The sequence below is a fragment of the Oceanisphaera arctica genome (genome assembly GCF_002936955.1).
GTDB lineage: Bacteria > Pseudomonadota > Gammaproteobacteria > Enterobacterales > Aeromonadaceae > Oceanimonas > Oceanimonas arctica.
Genome location: NZ_MPZM01000004.1, coordinates 118983 through 139434 on the forward strand (window position 1 = coordinate 118983; position 20452 = coordinate 139434).

18 protein-coding genes are annotated in these 20452 nt (G+C 57.4%); 7 read left to right on the plus strand and 11 right to left on the minus strand.

Annotated features, from left to right (window positions below; all coding sequences use genetic code 11):
* Nucleotides 1-16: 16 nt before the first annotated feature.
* From UN63_RS03405 to UN63_RS03415, 3 genes are all read right to left on the minus strand, one after another.
* Nucleotides 17-424, minus strand: a complete 408-nt coding sequence (locus tag UN63_RS03405) for a GlcG/HbpS family heme-binding protein (RefSeq protein ID WP_181068163.1) — start codon at nt 422-424, stop codon at nt 17-19.
* Nucleotides 425-499: 75 nt separating this feature from the next.
* Nucleotides 500-2452, minus strand: a complete 1953-nt coding sequence (locus UN63_RS03410; protein WP_104485375.1) for a TRAP transporter large permease — start codon at nt 2450-2452, stop codon at nt 500-502.
* 90 nt (nt 2453-2542) lie between these two features.
* Nucleotides 2543-3556, minus strand: coding sequence for a TRAP transporter substrate-binding protein (locus UN63_RS03415; RefSeq protein WP_104485376.1), 1014 nt, complete (start codon nt 3554-3556; stop codon nt 2543-2545).
* A gap of 346 nt (nt 3557-3902) precedes the next feature.
* Between UN63_RS03415 and UN63_RS03420 the strand changes: the two genes are divergently transcribed.
* Nucleotides 3903-5525 carry a GMC family oxidoreductase gene (locus tag UN63_RS03420; RefSeq protein WP_104485377.1) on the plus strand — a complete coding sequence of 541 codons (1623 nt, stop codon included), beginning with the start codon at nt 3903-3905 and terminating at the stop codon, nt 5523-5525.
* Nucleotides 5526-5549: 24 nt separating this feature from the next.
* On the opposite strand, the gene UN63_RS03425 is transcribed toward UN63_RS03420, so the two are convergent.
* From UN63_RS03425 to UN63_RS03450, 6 genes are all read right to left on the minus strand, one after another.
* Complete coding sequence (locus UN63_RS03425) at nt 5550-8051, minus strand: heavy metal translocating P-type ATPase (RefSeq protein ID WP_104485378.1); 2502 nt, start codon at nt 8049-8051, stop codon at nt 5550-5552.
* Nucleotides 8052-8125: 74 nt separating this feature from the next.
* Nucleotides 8126-8548: a Cu(I)-responsive transcriptional regulator gene (gene cueR, locus UN63_RS03430; RefSeq protein ID WP_104485379.1), complete on the minus strand. Its 423-nt coding sequence runs from the start codon at nt 8546-8548 to the stop codon at nt 8126-8128.
* Nucleotides 8545-8886 carry a zinc-ribbon domain containing protein gene (locus tag UN63_RS03435; protein WP_104485380.1) on the minus strand — a complete coding sequence of 114 codons (342 nt, stop codon included), beginning with the start codon at nt 8884-8886 and terminating at the stop codon, nt 8545-8547. Before UN63_RS03435 ends, cueR begins: the two co-directional genes overlap by 4 nt.
* 45 nt (nt 8887-8931) lie before the next feature.
* Entirely contained in the window at nt 8932-9123 is a 192-nt protein-coding gene (locus UN63_RS03440) for a heavy-metal-associated domain-containing protein (protein WP_104485411.1), read from the minus strand.
* Between the two features lie 159 nt (nt 9124-9282).
* Complete coding sequence (gene gabT / locus UN63_RS03445; RefSeq protein WP_104485381.1) at nt 9283-10563, minus strand: 4-aminobutyrate--2-oxoglutarate transaminase; 1281 nt, start codon at nt 10561-10563, stop codon at nt 9283-9285.
* A 24-nt stretch (nt 10564-10587) separates the two neighbouring features.
* Complete coding sequence (locus UN63_RS03450) at nt 10588-12051, minus strand: NAD-dependent succinate-semialdehyde dehydrogenase (protein WP_104485382.1); 1464 nt, start codon at nt 12049-12051, stop codon at nt 10588-10590.
* A 217-nt stretch (nt 12052-12268) separates the two neighbouring features.
* Between UN63_RS03450 and UN63_RS03455 the strand changes: the two genes are divergently transcribed.
* From UN63_RS03455 to UN63_RS03475, 5 genes are all read left to right on the plus strand, one after another.
* The gene (locus UN63_RS03455; protein WP_104485383.1) at nt 12269-13201 is read left to right on the plus strand and encodes a LysR family transcriptional regulator; all 933 of its coding nucleotides are present in this window, start codon (nt 12269-12271) and stop codon (nt 13199-13201) included.
* Between the two features lie 274 nt (nt 13202-13475).
* Nucleotides 13476-14483 (plus strand): TRAP transporter substrate-binding protein DctP, encoded by a 1008-nt coding sequence (gene dctP, locus UN63_RS03460; protein ID WP_104485384.1) that lies wholly within the window; start codon nt 13476-13478, stop codon nt 14481-14483.
* A 68-nt stretch (nt 14484-14551) separates the two neighbouring features.
* On the plus strand, nt 14552-15082 hold the full coding sequence (locus UN63_RS03465; protein ID WP_104485385.1) for a TRAP transporter small permease subunit: 531 nt from the start codon (nt 14552-14554) through the stop codon (nt 15080-15082).
* The gene (locus UN63_RS03470; RefSeq protein ID WP_104485386.1) at nt 15082-16398 is read left to right on the plus strand and encodes a TRAP transporter large permease; all 1317 of its coding nucleotides are present in this window, start codon (nt 15082-15084) and stop codon (nt 16396-16398) included. Before UN63_RS03465 ends, UN63_RS03470 begins: the two co-directional genes overlap by 1 nt.
* Nucleotides 16399-16405: 7 nt before the next feature.
* Nucleotides 16406-16828, plus strand: coding sequence for a universal stress protein (locus UN63_RS03475; protein WP_104485387.1), 423 nt, complete (start codon nt 16406-16408; stop codon nt 16826-16828).
* Here the strand turns inward: UN63_RS03475 and UN63_RS03480 are convergent.
* The gene (locus UN63_RS03480; RefSeq protein ID WP_104485388.1) at nt 16825-18108 is read right to left on the minus strand and encodes a purine/pyrimidine permease; all 1284 of its coding nucleotides are present in this window, start codon (nt 18106-18108) and stop codon (nt 16825-16827) included. The two genes, UN63_RS03475 and UN63_RS03480, sit on opposite strands and share 4 nt — an antisense overlap.
* 113 nt (nt 18109-18221) lie before the next feature.
* Nucleotides 18222-18650, minus strand: a complete 429-nt coding sequence (gene zntR / locus UN63_RS03485) for a Zn(2+)-responsive transcriptional regulator (protein WP_104485389.1) — start codon at nt 18648-18650, stop codon at nt 18222-18224.
* 217 nt (nt 18651-18867) lie between these two features.
* On the opposite strand from zntR, the gene purH reads away from it, so the two are divergent.
* The gene (gene purH / locus UN63_RS03490) at nt 18868-20451 is read left to right on the plus strand and encodes a bifunctional phosphoribosylaminoimidazolecarboxamide formyltransferase/IMP cyclohydrolase (protein ID WP_104485390.1); all 1584 of its coding nucleotides are present in this window, start codon (nt 18868-18870) and stop codon (nt 20449-20451) included.
* Nucleotide 20452: the final 1 nt, after the last annotated feature.

Consider the following 20452-nt stretch of genomic DNA (forward strand, 5'->3'; position numbering starts at 1 on the left):
ATATTCAGGCAGTTTATCATAGGGTTATCAGGATACGTTCAGCGAACTGCTGACAAAGGGCCACATCTTCCTCCAGAGCACGGCCACTGACGCCAATCGCGCCGACCCGTTGACCTCCCTTAAGCAAGGGCAGACCGCCTGGCAAAGAGGTGAATTTGTCATCCAGAAAATCGGCCAGCGACAGCTGCTCGTTCAACAGCCTCTGTCTGAATATGTCGGTCGATACCCCCATTCTGGCTGCCGTATAGGCCTTACCTACTGCAATATTGATCAGCCGTTCGGGCGCTCCATTCATCCGATACAGATAAATCAGGGCTCCCGAGTGATCAACGGCCGCAAAACATACCGGTTGGCCCCCATCCTGCCCGGCTATGTTGGCCGTTGTCAGGCAGGCCGTCGAAACTGTCATTGAATTGATAGTCAAAGATGACTCCTTTATCTGTACAGCCCCCAAAAATAAAAGCGAAGCCATCAGGCTCCGCTTTTATTCAGAAAACCATCATAATAAAAACAATGAAATCTCCGGAATATAGGTAATCAGCAGCAGCACCGCTATCATCACCAGCAGATACATCCAGATAGACTTGGCAAGGCCGCCAATACTGACATTGGCGATACCACTGGCCACGAACAGGTTAACCCCCACCGGTGGCGTAATAAATCCGATTGCCAGATTCATGACCATCATTACCCCGAAATGAACCGGGTCTACGCCCACCGCCATGACCAGTGGCAATAAAATCGGCGTCAGAATAACGATGGCTGCCAGTGCCTCCATGAAAATACCGATCCAGAGCAGGAAGATATTGATCATGATCAGGATGACAAACTTGTTCGAGGTCATCGACAGGATAAGTTCGGCGATGCTCTCGGGTATCTGCTCTATGGTCATGATATTACCAAAGATGGTCGCCATCGCCATCAGCAATATGATGATGGATGAAATGCCGGCGGCGTCCTGAGCCGATGACCAGAAGTTTTTAAAGGTCAGTTCCTTATGAATACAGATACCTACAAACAGGCCATACAAGGCGGCAACGGCAGCGGCTTCCGTTGGCGTCATGATGCCGCCATAGATACCACCCAGCACAATCACCGGCACCATCAGGGCCCATTTTGCCTGCCAGGCTGCACTCATGAAGGTCTTTAGCGAGCGCTCACGAACTTCACCATACCAGCCATTTTTCTTGGAGATAAGGTAGGCAACGACCATTAAGGCCACACCCATTATCAAACCGGGTATGATACCGGCGATAAACAGCTTGCCGATGGAGACCTGAGCCGACACCCCGTAGACCACGAAGGGGTTGCTGGGTGGAATAATCACCCCAATCGCCCCGGCGCAAGCCACTACGGTGGCAGAGAAATATTTATCATATCCCCGGGCTATCATGGCCGGTATGGTAATGGAGCCGATGGCTGCCACCGTCGCCGGGCCCGAACCGCTGATAGAAGCGAAGAAGATACAGGTCATGATACTGGCCAGCGCCATACCACCGGGCAAGGCGCCCACCAGTTCATCACCCAGTGCCAGCAGCCGTTTGGACAAGCCACCGGCCCCCATGAAAACACCGGCTGCGATAAAGAAGGGAATGGCCATGATGGGGAAGGAGTCAATCGATGAAAAGGCAATTTGTGCCAGGTAATCCACTGGCAGGGTGCCGGCCCCCAACACCGTCATCAGCCCGGACAGGCCTAACGAAAAGGCAATGGGTACCCCCATCAGCAAAAACAGAATGAAATATCCGAACAGCAGTAGAGAGGCATTCCATTCGTCGGATAACATCACAGGTGCAAACAGGATTGCCGGAATCAACAGACCCGTACATATGTCCAGAACATTCATGCCCCTACTCTGGCGCCACAGCGATTGTAGGGTACGTATGGCCATTAGGCCAAAACCGATAGGCAATATCAGGTAGGGAATGTAATAACCAATTTGCAGGGCAGGCGTTGTTTGCGGCATAACCAGCTGCATTTTCACATAATCCAGCCCCATGAAGGAAAACAGAAACACCAGGATAAGTGTGCAGCTATCAATCACCAGCCAGACGATATCCTGATAGCGTTTCGAAAGTCGATTATGAATCACATCGACACGTATACCACCTCTCGAAATGATCGAAATCGAAACCGCCAGGTAGGATATCCAGATAAAAATATAACGAGCCAGCTCTTCTGTCCAAATCCCCCAGCCTACGGCTCCCTTGATACTGACACGCAATCCTTCAATATCCACCCAGGTCCCGAAGAGCTGTTCGAACTCCGGGGTGCCTATCATGTTCAACACGGCAGAGATTGAGTATCTGAAAAATGTCTGGTAGTTGATAATGACGATCATCAAGATCAAGCCGACAAACAGGAAAGGCTTTTCAAAGTTTTTAATAACAACATCAAGATAAGAAGGCTGTTTTTCTTTAGTCAGCTCTCTATACGGCTTCGCGGCTTCCATACAGCAGCTCCGGGTTCATAATCAAAAATAATACTCACTGGCGGAAACCAAACGCTTCCGCCATCAGAGAGATTGCTCAAGTGAATCGGGTTACTGCTGAGTATCCTGAACCAGTTTAACCAATTCAGTCGGGAGCCTGGCGGCAAACTCATCAAATACCGGTTTGGTTAATTGACGATACTCGGCCATCTCTTCTTCTGTGGTTTCATGAATGGTGATACCCGCATCAATCATACCCTGACGCGCTTTTTTCTGATCTTCCGGGTAGGCCACTGTGCGTTGATAGGTTACCGCTTCATGGGAGGCCTCTTCGATCAACTGCCGGGCTTCCTCGGGCAATCCGTCCCACCATTTCTTGTTGGCCATCGCCACCTGCATGCCGTAGTTATGAGCAGAAGTCACCGCATACTTCAGGTTCTCATGATGCTTGGCACCATACATGAGATCGAAGGTATTGCCTTCCGCATCTATGGTGCCCTGTTGCAAGGCCGTATAGACCTCTCCCCAGGCAATAGGTGCAGGATTGGCGCCTAGTGCCTTGGCCACGGCCACATCCACCGGTGAATCCGTGGTTCGCATCTTGAGACCGGAAAGCGATTCAGGGCCATTCAGAGGCCTGTCTTTGGATACAAAATTACGATAGCCATATTCTGCATACATGATGGGCTGCAGGGCGATGTCATTGGCAACTTTTTCCAGGTAGGTGTTCAGCGGAGCCCCCTTCTCCAGCGACTTGTACAGTTTTTCCTGATATTTGGGGCTGGTGATATAGGGCAGATCAAATACCTGGTAAAGAGGGGTAAAACTGGCAAGGTTCGGGGTTGAGCTGACACCGATTTCCAACGTCCCTCTCTGGGCGCCCTCAATCATCACCCTGTCACTGCCCAGTACCGAACCTGGGAACAGCTGTACCTTGATCCGGCCATCCGATTTTTCTTTGACCAGGTCGGCAAACTTCTTGTAGGCCACGGTAATGTGACTACCGGGAGGGGCCGGATGAGCCAGCTTCAGCTTTATCTTGGGTCCTGAATAGTCAGCCACGGCGGCGGTGCTGACCGACATCGCCAGTACCACTGACGATAAAATAAGCGGTTTAATCTTCATAAGTGACCTTTTCCTTGTCCTAACCAAACGATTTAACAACAGGTTACATAAACGAAACAAGTGAAACTATATGAATCAAAAACAACCAACGTCAACTTCAATGTGTTTATTTTTGATAAAAAAATGATCAAAAATAAAATAAAACAATTAAATCAGTTAGTTATGACATCAACAAATCTCCCCCTCTGACGCCTGACCCGCCATAGATGATACTTCCTCCCCTGTTTTCAAGCTAAACCACCCTTGATAGACAACAAAAAACCAACAAAAAATATCAAATTTAACTTGATATAAAAATCAAAACTAATATTTTGATAACAATCGTCTCGTTTTTACTCGGTGGGTTATGTCTCTATATCAAGAACAGGTCTTTGGTGAGTTCGACTATATCGTTGTGGGCGCAGGCTCGGCAGGATGTGTGCTGGCCAACCGGCTTACTGAAGATCCGGACATCAAGGTATTGCTACTGGAGGCAGGGGGACGAGACTGGAACCCCTGGATCCACATTCCTGTCGGTTACTTCAAGACCATGCACAACCCCGCCACCGACTGGTGCTATGTCACCGACCCGGACGAAGGGATCAATGGCCGGCAGCTGCAGTGGCCCAGAGGCAAGGTGCTGGGTGGTTCCAGCTCACTCAATGGCTTGCTGTATATTCGCGGCCAGCGCCAGGACTACGATGACTGGGCTGCCCTCGGCAATGATGGCTGGAGTTACAAGGAAGTCCTGCCCTACTTCAAAAAGTCCGAATGCCAGTCGCGAGGGGCCGATGCCTATCACGGGGTCGATGGCCCGTTGAAGGTCTCCGATCTTCGCCTGCGCAGAGAGATAGCCGAACGCTTTGTCGAAGCCGCGCAACAGATCGGTATTCCGGCAAACCCGGACGTTAATGGTGAAACTCAGGAAGGCGTGAGCTACTTCCAGCAAACCGCCTACAAGGGACTGCGTTGTAGTAGCGCCAAGGCGTTTCTGCGCCCGGCGCTGAAACGCCCCAATCTGACTCTGGTGACCCGCGCCCATACCCGCCGCATTTTGCTGGAAGGAAAACAGGCCACCGGCATCGAATTCGAACACAAGGGCAAGCGCCTGCTGGCCCGGGCAAAACGGGAAGTGATACTCAGCGCCGGCGCCATCGGCTCACCGCAAATACTGCAGTGCTCGGGCATAGGTGAACCGGAACACCTGAAATCGGTGGGCCTGGAGTGCCTGCATCCGTTACCGGGAGTAGGCGAAAACCTGCAGGATCACCTGCAAATCCGCCTTGTGTTCAAGACCAGCTGCAAGACCCTCAACGACGAGGTCAATAATCCGGTGAAAAAACTGGGCGTCGGCATGCAGTACGCGTTTTCCCGTACCGGCCCCCTGACTCTGGCCGCCAGCCAGGTGTGTGTCTTTACCCAATCCCGGGATGGATTGGATCGACCGGACATACAGTTCCATATGCAGCCACTTAGCGCCGATAAACCCGGAGAAGGTGTGCACCCCTTTTCGGCCTTTACCGCTTCTGTGTGCCAGCTGCGCCCCTATAGCCGAGGTAGCATCAAGATCCGCAGCGCCGATCCGCATGAGTATCCTTCGATCCAGGCCAATTATCTTTCGGCCGAGGAGGATCTGCGGGTGGCGGTGGATGCGGTCAAGGTCGCCAGACGTATCGCCGAAGCCGATGCGCTCAAGCCCGTGATCATCGATGAATATGTGCCTGGCCGCCAATATCAGACCGACGAGCAATTACTGGACGCCGCCCGTCGCTTCAGCCAGACCATCTATCATCCGACCAGTACCTGCAAGATGGGGAACGACGAGATGGCGGTGGTCGACAGCAGGTTGAGGGTTCACGGCATCGAGGGGCTCAGGGTTGCCGATGCCTCCATAATGCCGTTGATCGTATCCGGTAATACCAATGCGCCCTCGATCATGATCGGCGAAAAGTGCGCCGATATGATCAAGCAGGATCGATCTCATGGCTGAATAACAAAACATCGGCCCTAAACGTCACTGGTTTTGCTGACTGACCGCCCTGAATTTTTTCAGTCGCAGGGCGTTGCCGACCACGAAGACGCTGGACATGGCCATGGCACCGGCGGCCAGCATGGGCGACAGCAAGAGGCCGTAGAACGGATACAGGGCACCGGCTGCCAGCGGGATCAGGCAGATGTTGTAGGCGAAGGCCCAGAACAGGTTCTGGCGGATATTGCGCAGGGTCGCGTGGCTGATGGCCAGGGCATCGGGCACTGCGCGCAGATCACCGCTCATCAACACCACCTCCGCCGCTTCGATGGCAATATCGGTGCCGGTACCGATGGCCAGCCCCACATCCGCCTCGGCCAGCGCCGGGGCATCGTTGATACCGTCCCCCACAAAGGCCACTGGCCCATATTGTTCGCGCAAGCGCCGCAGGGCTTCGACCTTGCCATCCGGCATCACCTCGGCTTCCACCTCGTCTATCCCTAACTGACTGGCGATGGCGTTGGCGGTGTGACGATTGTCGCCGGTGATCATGGCCACCTTGAGCCCCAGATCATGCAATGCCTTAATCGCCGCCGGGGTGCCCTCCTTGATGGGATCGGCCACGGCGATAATGGCTGCGAGTTGGCCGTCTATGGCCACATAGAGCGGGCTTTTACCCTCATTGGCCAGCTTTTCCGCCGCATCGGCCAGGGCATCCAGCTGATGGCCCAGCTGTTTCATATATCGGTCGGCGCCCACTTCTACCTGCCGGCCATCGAGGGTGGCGCTCACCCCCAGTCCCGAGTGGGACTTGAAGTTTTCAGGCTCTGGAAGGTTCAGTTGCCGCTCCTTCGCCGCCGCGACGATGGCCTCGGCAATGGGATGCTCGGAGTGTTGCTCCACCGCCGCCACCAGCGCCAGCACTTCGTCTTCATCAAAGCCCGGAAGCACCTGTAAATCGGTCAGCTCCGGCTGGCCCCTGGTAAGGGTGCCGGTCTTGTCGAGAGCAATCACGTGAGCATTACGCAGGGTCTGCAGGGCCTGGCCCTTGCGAAACAGCACCCCCAGCTCTGCGGCCCGGCCGGTGCCCACCATGATGGAGGTGGGTGTAGCCAGCCCCATAGCACAGGGGCAGGCGATGATCAGCACGGCCACGCCGTTGATCAGCGCGAAGCTCAGCGCCGGGCTGGGCCCCAGCCACAGCCAGACCACAAAGGTCAGCGCCGCCACCGCCATCACCACCGGCACGAACACCGCCGTGACCTTGTCCACCAGCGCTTGAATGGGTAGTTTGGCGCCCTGGGCCTGCTCGACCATCTGAATGATCCGCGCCAGCAGGGTATCGCCACCTACCTTGGTGACCTCGAAGCTCAATGCACCGTTCTTGTTGACGGTGCCGCCGACCACCTCGTCGCCCTCGGTCTTTTCCACCGGCACCGGCTCGCCGGTGAGCATGGACTCGTCCACATAGGAGCTGCCGTCCTGCACTGTGCCGTCTACCGGTATCCGTTCGCCGGGGCGCACCAGCACCAGATCGCCTACCCGCACCTGCGCAAGCGGTAATTCCTGCGTGTCGCCGTTGCGTTTAACTCGGGCGGTCGTCACCTGAAGGCTCAGCAGCCGCCGAATGGCCTCGCCGGTGCGGCCCTTGGCCCTGGCTTCCAGATAGCGGCCGAGCAGGATCAGGGTGACGATCACCGCCGCCGCCTCAAAATACACCTGGCGTGTCCCTTCCGGCAGCAGAAAACCGGCGAAGGTGGCCACCACCGAAAAGCCCCAGGCCGACAGGCTGCCCAGCGCCACCAGCGAGTTCATGTCCGGTGCCGCCCGCAACAGGGCCGGCAGGCCATGGCGGAGGAAGCGCAGGCCGGGGCCAAACAGCACCAGAGTGGTGAGCACAAACTGGATATTCCAGTTCAGGGACTGGCCCAGCGTATCCTGAATCCAGTGATGCATGCCCGGTACGAAATGAGCGCCCATTTCCAGCACAAACACCGGTGTCGTCAGCACCGCCGCTAGCCAGAAGGACCGCTTGAGCCCTTGTTGCTCCCGCTCCCGGCGGGCGTTATCGTCATCCCGCTCGGCAGACAGCGGCGCCGCCTCATAGCCGGCTTTAGCCACGGCGGCCATCAGCTGTTGCTCGTCCACATTGCCGGCCAGCGCCTCGATCTGTGCGGTTTCTGCCGCCAGATTGACGCTGGCCGACAAAACGCCAGGCAACTTGAGCAGCGCCTTCTCCACCCGCCCTACACAGGAGGCACAGCTCATGCCGATAATAGACAGCTCAAACTGCTCGGTGCGGGTCTGGTAACCGGCCTTTGCTATCGCCTCACTCAGCACGCTGACCGGGGTATCGGCCGCCAGGCTTACCTCGGCCTTTTCACTGGCCAGGTTCACCGTCGCCTCGAGTACGCCTGGCGCCTTGAGCAGCGCCTGCTCTACCCGCCGTACGCAGGAGGCACAGGTCATGCCCGAGATCGGCAGCTGCACGCTGAGGCCCGGCGCTTTTCCGCCAGCATCGGCGGCCGTAGTGGTAAATGACGTCATGGTGTTATCCCCCTGATGAATATCTCATGTTCACCTTAAGGCTTCCCATCATGGGAAGGTCAAGCACACAAATGCTATTTTTTGGCAGGCTCCCCTGAGAACGCCGATTCTGGTGAAGATAACTGCTCCAGAATAGCGCAGGCCGATCCCTCGTCGCCCGGGCAGGCGGTAATCATCCGCTGCAGCATGGCCTGCATTGCCGCCAGCTCACGCATCTTGTGCTCCACGTCCTGCAGGTGTTGTTGCGCCACCTTTTTCACCGCCCGACTGGACCGCTGCGGGTTCTGCCACAGACTCAGCAGTTCCTCTATCTGACGAATGGAAAATCCCAGCAATCGTGCCTGACGAATAAATCTGAGCTGCTCTATATTGTGCTCGTCATACTGCCGATAACCGGCAGCGGTGCGCCTAGCTGGCAGCAGCAGCTTTATCTGTTCGTAATGGCGGATCATCTTGGCCGAGACCCCGGCCTTGTTTGCGGCTTCGCCTATGTTCATTCGTGAACCTCCGGCCCGAGGCCCTGTTTTCTGGCCTTGCGGCAACCATGGCACTCCACCGCAATGGCGTCGATATGGCCCTTCGCTTCCTCGTAATACCACTTCTGATCCCGGGCCTTCCAGATCTCCCGTTTGCCACAGACTCGGCAGATAAAGGGCTGGTCGATATAGTAATCCGGCAAGGCGCCGTAGGTATTGATATGGACCAATTGGTCATGATCCGCAGGCACGGCAGAAGGATGCTCTCGCTGCTGTAACGGATGCAGCTGCTGCACCCTGTCGGCTTCTCTCAGTTGTTTGGCGCTGGGGTTGCGCCTCTTGTCCGGGTTTCTGCTCATGATGGCGTTCCCGTCAAAACCCGGGACCTGCCCGGGCCAGGCAACTTATGCGGGTGGATAACCCGCCTCGGTCAGTGCATCGGCCAGTTGCTCGCGGGGGAGGCTGCTCTCTACCTTGATGATGTGATTCAGCAGGTCGAATTCCAGCTCGCAGTCGGGGTCCAGCTCTATCAGCATCTGGTTGAGCACACCAACGCAGTGGCCGCAGGTCATGTCGGGCAGGGTAAAACTGATCATGGTAATTTCCTCATTGGGCATTGTCATGGTGCCCAGTATCAGGCTTACCACCATGGTAAGGTCAACTGTTTTATACCGATTTAAACCAAGGCCGTGCTTCAAATATAAAAAAGGCGGGCACAAGGCCCGCCAAAATTTGATGACTACGACGTATTACTATCAGATCAGCTCTGCCAGTACTTGCTCCAGCAGATCCAGTCCTTCACCAACGACATCCAGCGGCGAGGTCAGGGCTGGCAAGAAGCGGATGACGTTGCCTCGTACCCCACAAGACAACAGGATCACTCCCTTCTCGATGCCCCTGGCCACCACAGCCTTGGTCAGCTCGGCATTGGGCTGATCCACATCCCCATTGTGAATCAGCTCCATCGCCACCATGGCGCCCAGGTTGCGTACCTGGCCGATATGGTGAGGATACTTCGCCTGCAGCGCGCTCAGGCGTTTGTTCATCAGTTCACCCAGGGCCAGCGCCTTGTTGCACAGCTGTTCTTCCTCGATGATGTTCAGTACTTCCAGACCGGCGGCGCAGGCCAGCGGAAAGGCCGCATAGGTGCCGCCCAGACCGCCCGGGTTGGCGGCGTCCATGATGTCGGCCTTGCCTACCACGGCAGACAGCGGGAAACCACCGGCAATGCCCTTGGCCATGGTCATCAGATCCGGCTCAATGCCAGCGTATTCGGTAGCAAACAGCTTGCCGGTACGGGCGAAACCAGTCTGAATTTCGTCACAGATCAGCACGATGCCATGCTGATCACAAATGGCGCGCAGCTGCTGCAGGAAGGCCGGCGGGGCCTGATAAAAACCGCCCTCGCCCTGCACCGGCTCTATGATCAGCGCGGCCACACGGCCCGGCTCGATATCGCAGTGGAACAGCTCGTCGAGCGCCTTCAGCGACTGCTCGGCAGTCACACCGTGATACTCGTTCGGGTAAGGCAGGTGATAGATTTCACTCGGGAAAGGACCGAAGCCCGCCTTGTAGGGAGCGACCTTGCCGGTCAGACCCATGGTCATGTTGGTACGACCGTGAAAACCACCGTTGAAGGCAATAACACCGCTGCGCTTGGTGTGGGCACGGGCAATCTTGACCGCATTTTCCACCGCTTCGGCTCCGGTGGTGACGAAGATGGCTTTCTTGGGAGTCTCGCCCGGCGCCAGCGCAACCAGCTTTTCGGCCAGTTCCACCGCACTCTCGTAGGGCGTGACCATGACGCAGGTGTGGCTGAAACGGCTCAGCTGCTCGGCCACCGCGGCCTGAATGCGCGGATGGCTGTGGCCGGTGTTGACCACGGCGATGCCGGCGGCGAAGTCGATGAAACGACGGCCTTCCACATCCCAGACTTCGTTGTTCTTGGCATGATCGACATAAACGGCGGCCATGTTACCCATGCCGCGGGCGAAGACGGCATCTTTGCGTTGTTGCAGTTGCTGATTCTTGCTCATTGTATTGTCTCCTGAAGTCCTTGCTTAGCGGATGCCGCCCATGCACAGGTATTTGGTTTCCATGTAATCTTCCAGCCCCTGGGAAGAACCTTCCCGTCCCAGACCGGATTCCTTGACGCCACCGAAGGGGGCGATTTCGTTGGAAAGAATGCCCTCGTTGATACCTATCATGCCGTATTCCAGCGACTCTGCCACTTTCCAGATGCGGCTGTGGCTCTCGGTAAAGAAATAGGCCGCCAGACCGTAGGGCGTGTCGTTGGCAATGGCGATGGCTTCGGCGTCATCCTTGAAACGAATGACCGGTGCTACCGGGCCGAAAATTTCCTGGCGGGCAATTTCCATCTGCTGGGTCACGCCGGTCAGAATGGTCGGCGCAAAGAACAGCTCGCCGGCCTCATGGCGCTGGCCACCGGTCACCAGACTGGCGCCCTCGGACTGAGCCTTGTCGACCATGCCGGCAATCTTGTCTATCGCCGCCTTGTTGATCACCGGACCCAGAGTCGTGGCGTCGTTCAGACCGTTGCCGACCACCAGCTGTTCTACCGCCTCTTTGAAACGGGCAACGAAGGCATCGTGAATGCCGTCCTGCACCAGAATACGGTTGGCACAGACACAGGTCTGGCCAGCGTTACGGAACTTGGAGATCACGGCACCGGCCACGGCGGCGTCCAGATCCGCATCGTCGAACACGATAAAGGGCGCGTTGCCACCCAGCTCCAGGCTGAGCTTCTTCACGGTGTCGGCGCTCTGACCGTAGAGCAGCTTGCCGACCCGGGTAGAGCCGGTGAACGACAGCTTGCGTACCCGGCTGTCGTCGGTCAGCGTCTTGCCCACCGCAGCGGCCTGGCTGGAGGTGATCATGTTGATCACGCCTGCGGGAATACCGGCCTGCTCGGCCAGCTCCATCAGCGCCAGGGCAGAAAAGGGAGTTTCTTCCGAGGGCTTGACCACCACGGTGCAGCCGGCGGCCAGCGCCGGGGCTATCTTGCGGGTGATCATGGCGTTGGGGAAGTTCCAGGGGGTGATGGCTGCTACCACACCGATGGGCTGCTGAATGCTCAACGCCCGCTTGTCGGCGGTCGGCGCGGCAAACACCTTGCCGTAGGCACGCTTGCCTTCTTCGGCATACCATTCGATATAAGAGGCGCCGTACATCACCTCGCCCCGGGTCTCGAACAGCGGTTTGCCCTGCTCCAGGGTCATCAGCAGCGCCAGGTCTTCCTTGTGCTCGATGATGAGATCAAACCAGCAGCGCAGCAGACGGGCCCGCTCTTTGGGGGCGACGTCCCGCCAGCTCAGCAGGGCGGTGCTGGCCGCATCGATGGCGGCACTGGTTTCAAGGATTCCCATGTCGGGTACCTGGCCCAGCTGTTCGCCGGTGGCCGGATTATAGACGGCAATGGTGGCGCCGCTGTCGGCCTGACACCAGTGACCATTGATGTAACCGGCATCTTTCACCAGCTTGCTGTTGACTGAATTCATGCTCATAAGAACTGTGCCTCGGTGTTGATTCCATACAGGCCCTAACCGAGGGCCCATCACCAGCCACTGAACCGGCGCTGCCATCACAAAACCAGTCTAAAAATCCCGGTTACCGTGACTGCCCCTGCGCCGGCATTGGCCATATTTTGATTGCATGGTAGCCTTGCCTTTAAAGTCGCATAAATCATCACGTATCAACATTCACATTGAAGAGTTTCAAACTATGAGCCAGACAAGTCGCCCCGTACTGGGGCAAATCGGTGATTATGAAATACGTCTGCTGAAGCTGTTCAAGACGGTGGTGGAATGCGGTGGTTTCTCGGCGGCAGAAACCGAGCTGAATATAAGCCGATCCACCATCAGCGTGCACATGGCCAACCTGGAAAATCGGCTCAAGCTGAAGCTGTGCCGACGGGGGCGTTCCGGCTTTGCCCTCACCGATGACGGCGCCGTGATCTACGAATCCGCCAAGCGTCTGTTTTCACGACTGGAAGAATTTCGCTACACGGTCAACGAGCTGCACGAGCAGCTTACCGGCGAGCTGAAAATCGTTTCCAGTGACAACATCTGGCTGGAAGATGACTTTCCCATGGCCGATGTGTTCGCGGATCTGGGCAGCCAGGCGCCCGACGTCAATGTCAGCGTGGACGTGGCTCACATGGGCGAGATCGAGCGGCGGGTACTGAATGAGGACGCGGATATCGGCTTTATTCACTATCACAGAGATCTGGAAGGGCTGGAGTACCACCATCTTTACAAGGTGCGCTGCTTCTTGTACTGCAGCGATCGCCACCCGCTGTTTGCCATCGAAGACGACCAGAACATCGAACAGCAGCTGGGAAAGAGCAAGCTGATCCATCCCGGCATCTACACCAATGCCGAGTCCAGCGCCCAACTGGCCGACATGCGCCTGGCGGGGCGAGCCTATCATTACGAGCCGAGGGCCGCCTTGATCCTGTCCGGCCAGTACATCGGCTTTTTGCCCGAGAGCTTTGCCCGCCGCTGGGTAGACAGCGGCCGCATGAAGGCGCTGCTGCCCGAGCAGAAAAATCATGAACTCGGTATTTCCGCCATCACTCGCCTGCATGGTCGCCAGAGCCGATTGAAAGCGCTGTTTCTGCAATTGCTGCACGATCACCTTAAAGCCGCGCCCTGAGTCCGGCTTTCGGGCCGGCTCCACTGCGTGACTGGCCTCACACAACAGCAAACCAATATGCTAAATTTTTGCATAATGATGGTTCTTACTGCTGCTATCACTTAGTTTCCCGCTGTTTGTTTGACCTCGGTCAAACCAAACATGAATGATTATGTATTTAACCCCTTTTGAGGCTGGCGCAGACTGACATCGCCCAAAAGGGTACCCAATACAAAATACCAACTTTGAGTTCGACTCAAGGCAGACGGAATGTGATAACACAAGGGACTACAACATGACTCGTATCTGGAGCTCCGCTCGTACCAAAATCGCCGCCTCTCTGATTGCCGTTGCCGGCATGGGCATCACCATGGAAGCCATGGCTGCCGATGTGACCTGGCGCTTCACCAACCTGTATTCCCGCGGCACCGCCTTCGGCGATGTCTATCAGTCTTTTGCCGACAAGATAGAAGCCGACTCCAACGGCCGCATGAAAATCAACATGCTCTATGCCGGTGAAGGCGTAGACACCAATGGCATCATAGGTGCCACCAAGTCGGGTCTGCTCGACATGGCCGCTCCCTTCCAGCCCATGCATGCCGGTGAAATTCCCTTCGGCGTGGTCGAAGTCGGCCTGCCCGGCAGCAATGGCACCCTGGAAGAGCTGAACGCCCAGTTTTATGACAAAGGCTGGTCCGAGGTACTGACCGAGGCCTATGACCGTCACGGCCTGGTATGGCTGTCCCCTTACTTCCAGCCCGGCGTCTACGTCATTACCAAGACCAAGATCGAGTCCATTGAAGACTTCAAGGGCCTGAAAATTCGCGCTCCGGGCGCCTACGGCCGCTTCTTCCGCGAGCTGGGCGCCTCTCCGGTCAATCTGGCCTGGGGTGAAACCTATACCAGCCTGGCCACCGGCGTGATCGACGGCACCATCGGCTCCAACCTGATCGACCACCGCGACGGCAACTTCGCCGAAGTGGCCAAGTTCATGTACCCGCTGCCGGTGTCCAGCGCCCAGGCCCTGCCCGTTCTGGTGAACAAGAACGCCTGGAACAAACTGCCGGACGACCTGAAGCAGGTAGTGCGTGATGCCGCCAAGTGGCACGCCAAGGAGCAGGCAGAGAAGTCCGCCATATGGGAGCAGGAAGCCGTGGCCGACATGCAGAAAATCGGCATGACCTGGAGCCCGGAGGCGTCCGACGCCGACAAGGCCCAGTGGCAGCAAGCGGCCGAAGTCGTTTGGGCCCACTATGGCCAGACCGACAAGTACAGCTCTCGTCTCGTAGAACTGATGAAGTAAGTAACCCCCTTCCGATGAGATAGCCCCGCCGCGCGGCGGGGCTGATGTTTTCATTCCATGGATGCATAATGAAAAAACTACTTTGTTTATGGTGCAAAGGGACAGGTCTGCTGGTGTCGACCGTTGGTCATACCATCTCCCTGGCCCTCCCCCTGCTGGCGGCGACCCTTGCCTTTGAAGTGTTTTCCCGTTACGTACTCAACAGCCCGACCATGTGGGCCTACGATGTGTCGCTGTTTCTGTTCGGTTATATCGGCGCCCTCTGTGGAGCCAGCGGCCAGCTGAAAAAGGCGCATATCAACGTCGACATCCTCTACCTGTCTGTATCACAGCGGACCAAGAACATCTTCGATCTGATATCCAATACCCTCGGCGGATTCTTTTTGATCATAGTGGCCAGCAAAAGCTGGGAAAAGGCGCTGGAGGCCATCGACTTCGGCTATACCCGCCAGTCCGAATGGGCCCCTTCCATCGGCCACTTCTGGGTGATGGTCACCGTCGCCGCCACCCTGTTTCTACTGCAATTGTCCAGCGACATGTTGAAAGACACCTGGCAATTGATCACCGGCGAGCCCCTGCTGTCTGAGGACGATGAATAATGAGTATCGAATTATTGACCGGCCTGCTGCTGCTGGGCGTACTGATTTCCTTTGCACTGGGCGCCCAGGTGGGCCTGGCGCTGGGTGGCGTGGCCATGTTGATTGGCTATGCCACCTGGGGCGAAGGTATTTTCAACATAGTACCCACCACCATAGAGAGCACCCTGTTCAGCTTCGTGCTGCTGGCCATTCCGCTCTACATCTATATGGGACAGCTGCTGACCCGTTCCGGCATCGGCGATGCCATGTTCAAGGCCAGCCAGCTGGTTATCGGCCGGGTGCGTGGTTCGCTGGCGATCAGCGTCATCGGCGTCTGCTCCATGATCGGCGCCATGGTCGGCATTATCGGTGCCGGCATCATGACCTCCGGCAGTATCGCCCTGCGTCCCATGCTGGAACGCGGCTACGACAAGAAACTGGCACTCGGTGTCATCATGGCCGGCGGTGGTCTGGGCATACTGATCCCGCCCAGCATCCCGATGATACTGTTCAGCTCCACCACCCAGACTTCGGTCGGCAAGATGTTCATCGCCGCCCTGGTGCCGGCGTTGATCTCCATCACCGTCATGGTGCTTTATGTGGTGATCTCCTGTAAACGGAACCCCAGCCGCGCCCCCGTCGGTCATGCCCTGGACGTGCCCAAGAATGCCCGCGAGCGCTTCATTACCCTGCGCGACGGCTTCATGGCGCTGGGCCTGATAGTGCTGGTGCTCGGCAGCATCATCACCGGCATTGCCACCCCCACCGAATCCGGTGCCATCGGCGTGGTCGGTGCCCTTTTGCTGGCTCTCATGTACAAACGCTTCAAGCTCAAGATGATGAAGCGTTCCGGTATCGAAACCGCCCTACTGGTCAGCGTGGCCATCTGGATAGTGCTTGGCGCCTCTGTGTTCAGCAATTTCCATCTGCTGATGGGTGTGCAGGGTATGGTTGCCGACTTTGCCGCCGGCCTGGATCTGCCGCCCATCATGATCATCATCATGATGCAGCTGATCATGCTGCTGCTCGGCTTTATCATCGACGAAATGATCATAGTGCTGATCTGCGCGCCGCTGTTCACCCCGATTGCAATCGGCCTGGGCTACGATCCTATCTGGTTCGGTATCCTGATGATCCTGAACATAGAGATAGCGGTACAGACCCCGCCCTACGGCTTCGCCCTGTTCTACCTCAAGGGGATTGCCCCTCCCGGGGTGACCATGATGGATATCTACAAGTCGGTATTGCCCTTCGTCATGCTGAAGCTGGGCGTACTGATACTCTGCATGCTGGTGCCGGAGATCGTCACCTGGTTACCTAACAAACTGATGGGATAACGCACTTATGTTCAAGCAAATACTGTTGCCGCTGGATTTTGAATATCTGGCGCTCTACCCGAAAGTGGTCGAGGCAGCGCTGAAACTGTGCCACCCGCAAGGACAGATTCATCTGCTGTACGTCAATTCGGCCCGCATCCACCATGCCGCCGCGCCACTGTACTCCAGTGAGCTGATCGACAAGCTGAACAAGGTGGTCGAAGAGCAGCTTGGCGACTTCATGCAGGCGAACATTCCATCGGAACACCAGGGACAGATCAGGATCAAGCACGGGGTGGTGTATGACACCATCCTCGCCCAGGCAAAAAAACGCCAGATCGAGCTGATAGTGATGCCCGCCTCTCGCCCCGGAGCCAAGACCTACCTCCTCGGCTCCAATGCATCCAAAGTGGTACGTCACGCCGACTGTGCCGTGCTGGTGATCCGCTAGCGTTTAACCGCCCACAGTTTTTCCATGGTCAGCGCCAGCAGGGTGCCGGTCAGCAGGCCGTTACCCAGCAGGTACTGGGCCAGCCCCGGCAAATGCCGGTACAGCTCCGGTGGCAGGAACATACAGCCCACCCCCAGCAACAGCGCCACGCCGATGATGGTGCTGGAACGATTATCCAGCGGCTGCCTGGTCAGCATCTGAAAGGCCAGCGCCACCAGCTTGATGAAGGTAGCCAGCAGGGCGGCATTGGCCACCGGTGCCGGCAGCAACGACAGAAAGCCCACCGCCTGGGGGAACAGCGCCACCAGTGCCAGCAACACGCAGGCCAGCATGAAGGGCCCGCGTCGACTGTCGCCGGTCAGCTGAATAAAACCTGCGGTCACCGGCAACGGCACCACGGCGATGGTCGAGAGGCTGCCGGCCATTACATGACTCATCCCTGATGCCCAGCTGCTTCGGTTGATCACCTTGTCCAGATCCGGTTGTCGCTCGCTCACCACCGCCGTGATGGCGGACACCGCCGCTATTTGGTTGGAAAACAGCAGTAGCGAAAACAGTACTGCCACCACCAGCATGCCGCTGTCCAGCCGGGGGGCGCCGAAGGCGAACAGCTCGGGCCACTGCAGCCCGGACGCCGTCTCCGGCAGCGTCATCGCACTGAGGTCAAATACGACAAAGGCCGTCCAGCCCGCCACTATGCCCACCATGACCGCATAGGTGCGCAGCGGCGCATGGCGACTGAAGGAACACAGCAAGACCCCCACAAACACCAGCAAGCCCACCAGCGCCACCGGCAGGGTGATCATACCGCTACGGGGGTCGGTGACCATGCCGCGCACGAAGACTCCGGCCAGCTGGATCACCAGCAGCAGCATAAAACAGCCGGTCACCAGCGGGGTAAACAGAAACAACAGCCGGTGTACCTGTCGTGCCAGCCCCAGTACCAGCATGATGGCCCCGGCCACCAGCACGCCCCCCGCCAGCAATTGCAGGGTCTCTGCGCTGTCATGCCCCTGCTCACGCCCGATATAGGCCATGACCACGAACACGATGGCCCAGGATCCGGCCGGACCATCGGCGATGGGATAACGATGGCCCAGCGCCACCTGCAGCAGGGAACTCAGGCCAACCAGCATCAGGGTGCGCTGCATCAAGCCGGCAATCTCGCCGCCGTCCAGACCAAAGGCCTGACCCAGTATGATGGGCAGCGCCAGAGCGTTGGCCATCAAAAAGATAAACCACTGGCTGACACTCAGTCCCCAGCCAAAACGAGCATGCATAAACAACTCCTGTGAACGGTGCCGAAAACGGCGCAAAGCCGAGCGGACAGGAAGACACCTGCCACGCAAGGGCATACAGAAAAAGGCAGCGAAGGCTGCCGTGTCAGGGGGCGTTAACGGGCGTTATTCTCGGCGGTCAGTTGCTTGCCGTCCAGCGCTTCCAGAATCGAGCAATGCTCGGCGCTTTCCAGGCCGCCACAACAGGCCTCGGACAGCTGTTTGAGAGAACGGCGGAATTGCTCCAGCTCGGCGATCCGCTCTTCCACATCGGCAATCTTGCTATCGGCCACCGCCTTCACCTCACGACAGGTCACCTTGCAGCTGCTGACCTTGAGCGACAGCAGCTCGTCCACCTCTTTCAGGGAAAAGCCCACCCGCTTGCAGCGCAGAATGAAATGCAGCCGCCGTTTGTCATCTTCGCTATATAGCCGATAGCCCGCAGGGGTGCGCAGGCTGGGCGACAGCAGTCCCTCTTTTTCATAAAAACGCAGGGTATCGGCCTTCACTCCAAAGTGTTTGGCCAGCTCACCAATCCGAAACATTCGTTACTACTCCCTGCCTGTCGAGTCTTGAAAATCGGGTTTTGTTACACATGAAATCTCTTGACACCAAATCAAATAGTCACACAAGCCACGGCAAAATACAGTAGAATACGCCGCCTCTGTTCTGGCGTACCAGGCGGTTTGGTAAAGTCGACATTATGACCCCGCAGTCGACTTTACCAAACCCCCCGATAGATCGTTAAAGGAACGAGAACCCATGGAAACTGCTCGACCCATTCGCCGTGCTCTGCTGAGTGTGTCCGACAAACACGGCATCGTCGCCTTCGCTCAGGGCCTGCACGCCCGCGGCGTGGAATTGCTGTCCACAGGTGGCACCGCCCGCCTGCTGGCCGAACAGGGCCTGCCCGTTACCGAAGTGTCTGACTATACCGGCTTCCCGGAAATGATGGACGGCCGGGTCAAGACCCTGCATCCCAAGGTTCACGGCGGTATCCTCGGCCGTCGCGGCCAGGACGATGCCATCATGGCCGAGCATGCCATCCAGCCCATAGACATGGTTGTCGTTAACCTCTACCCCTTCGCCAACACCGTGGCCAACGCCGACTGCACCCTCGAAGATGCCATCGAAAACATCGATATCGGCGGCCCGACCATGGTACGTGCGGCAGCCAAAAACCACAACGACGTGGCCATAGTGGTGAACGCTAGTGACTACGATCGTCTGCTGAGTGAGATGGACGAAGGCAACAACAGCCTGACTCAGGCCACCCGTTTCAGCCTGGCCATTGCCGCCTTCGAACATACCGCTCAGTACGACGGCATGATTGCCAACTACTTCGGCACCATGGTTCCGGCCTATCACGCGGCCAGCGAAGACTCCGCCTTCCCGCGCACCATCAATTACCAGTTCACCAAGAAGCAGGATCTGCGTTACGGCGAAAACAGCCATCAGAACGCCGCCTTCTATGTGGAAAACGACATCGATGAAGCGTCCGTTGCCACCGCGACTCAGCTGCAGGGCAAAGAGCTGTCGTTCAACAACATCAATGATACCGATACCGCCCTGGAATGCGTGAAAGAATTCGACGTGCCGGCCTGTGTGATCGTCAAGCACGCCAACCCCTGCGGTGTAGCCCTGGGCGATAACCTGCTGGAAGCTTACGAGCGCGCCTACCAGACCGACCCGACTTCCGCCTTCGGCGGCATCATCGCCTTTAACCGTGAGCTGGATGAAGCCACGGCCAAGGCCATTGTTGAGCGCCAGTTTGTAGAAGTGATCATTGCCCCCAGCATCTCCGACGCCGCCAAGGCGACCGTGGCCGACAAGAAAAATGTCCGCCTGCTGGAATGTGGCCAATGGGGCGCCAAGACTCAGGGCCGTGACATCAAGCGCGTTAACGGCGGCATCCTGGTACAAGACCGGGATCAGGGCATGATTGGCCTGGACGATCTCAAGGTCGTCAGCAAGCGCCAGCCCTCCGAAGAAGAACTGCAGGATCTACTGTTCTGCTGGAAAGTGGCCAAGTACGTCAAGTCCAACGCCATCGTCTACGCCAAGGGCGCTCAGACCATCGGCGTGGGCGCCGGCCAGATGAGCCGCGTCTACTCCGCCAAAATTGCCGGCATCAAGGCCGCCGACGAAGGCCTGAAGATAGAAGGTTCGGTAATGGCGTCCGACGCCTTCTTCCCGTTCCGTGACGGCATCGACGCAGCCGCCGCCGCCGGCATCAGCTGTGTGATCCAGCCGGGTGGCTCCATGCGTGACGACGAAGTCATCCAGGCCGCCGACGAGCATGGCATGACCATGGTCTTCACCGGCATGCGCCACTTCCGCCACTAAC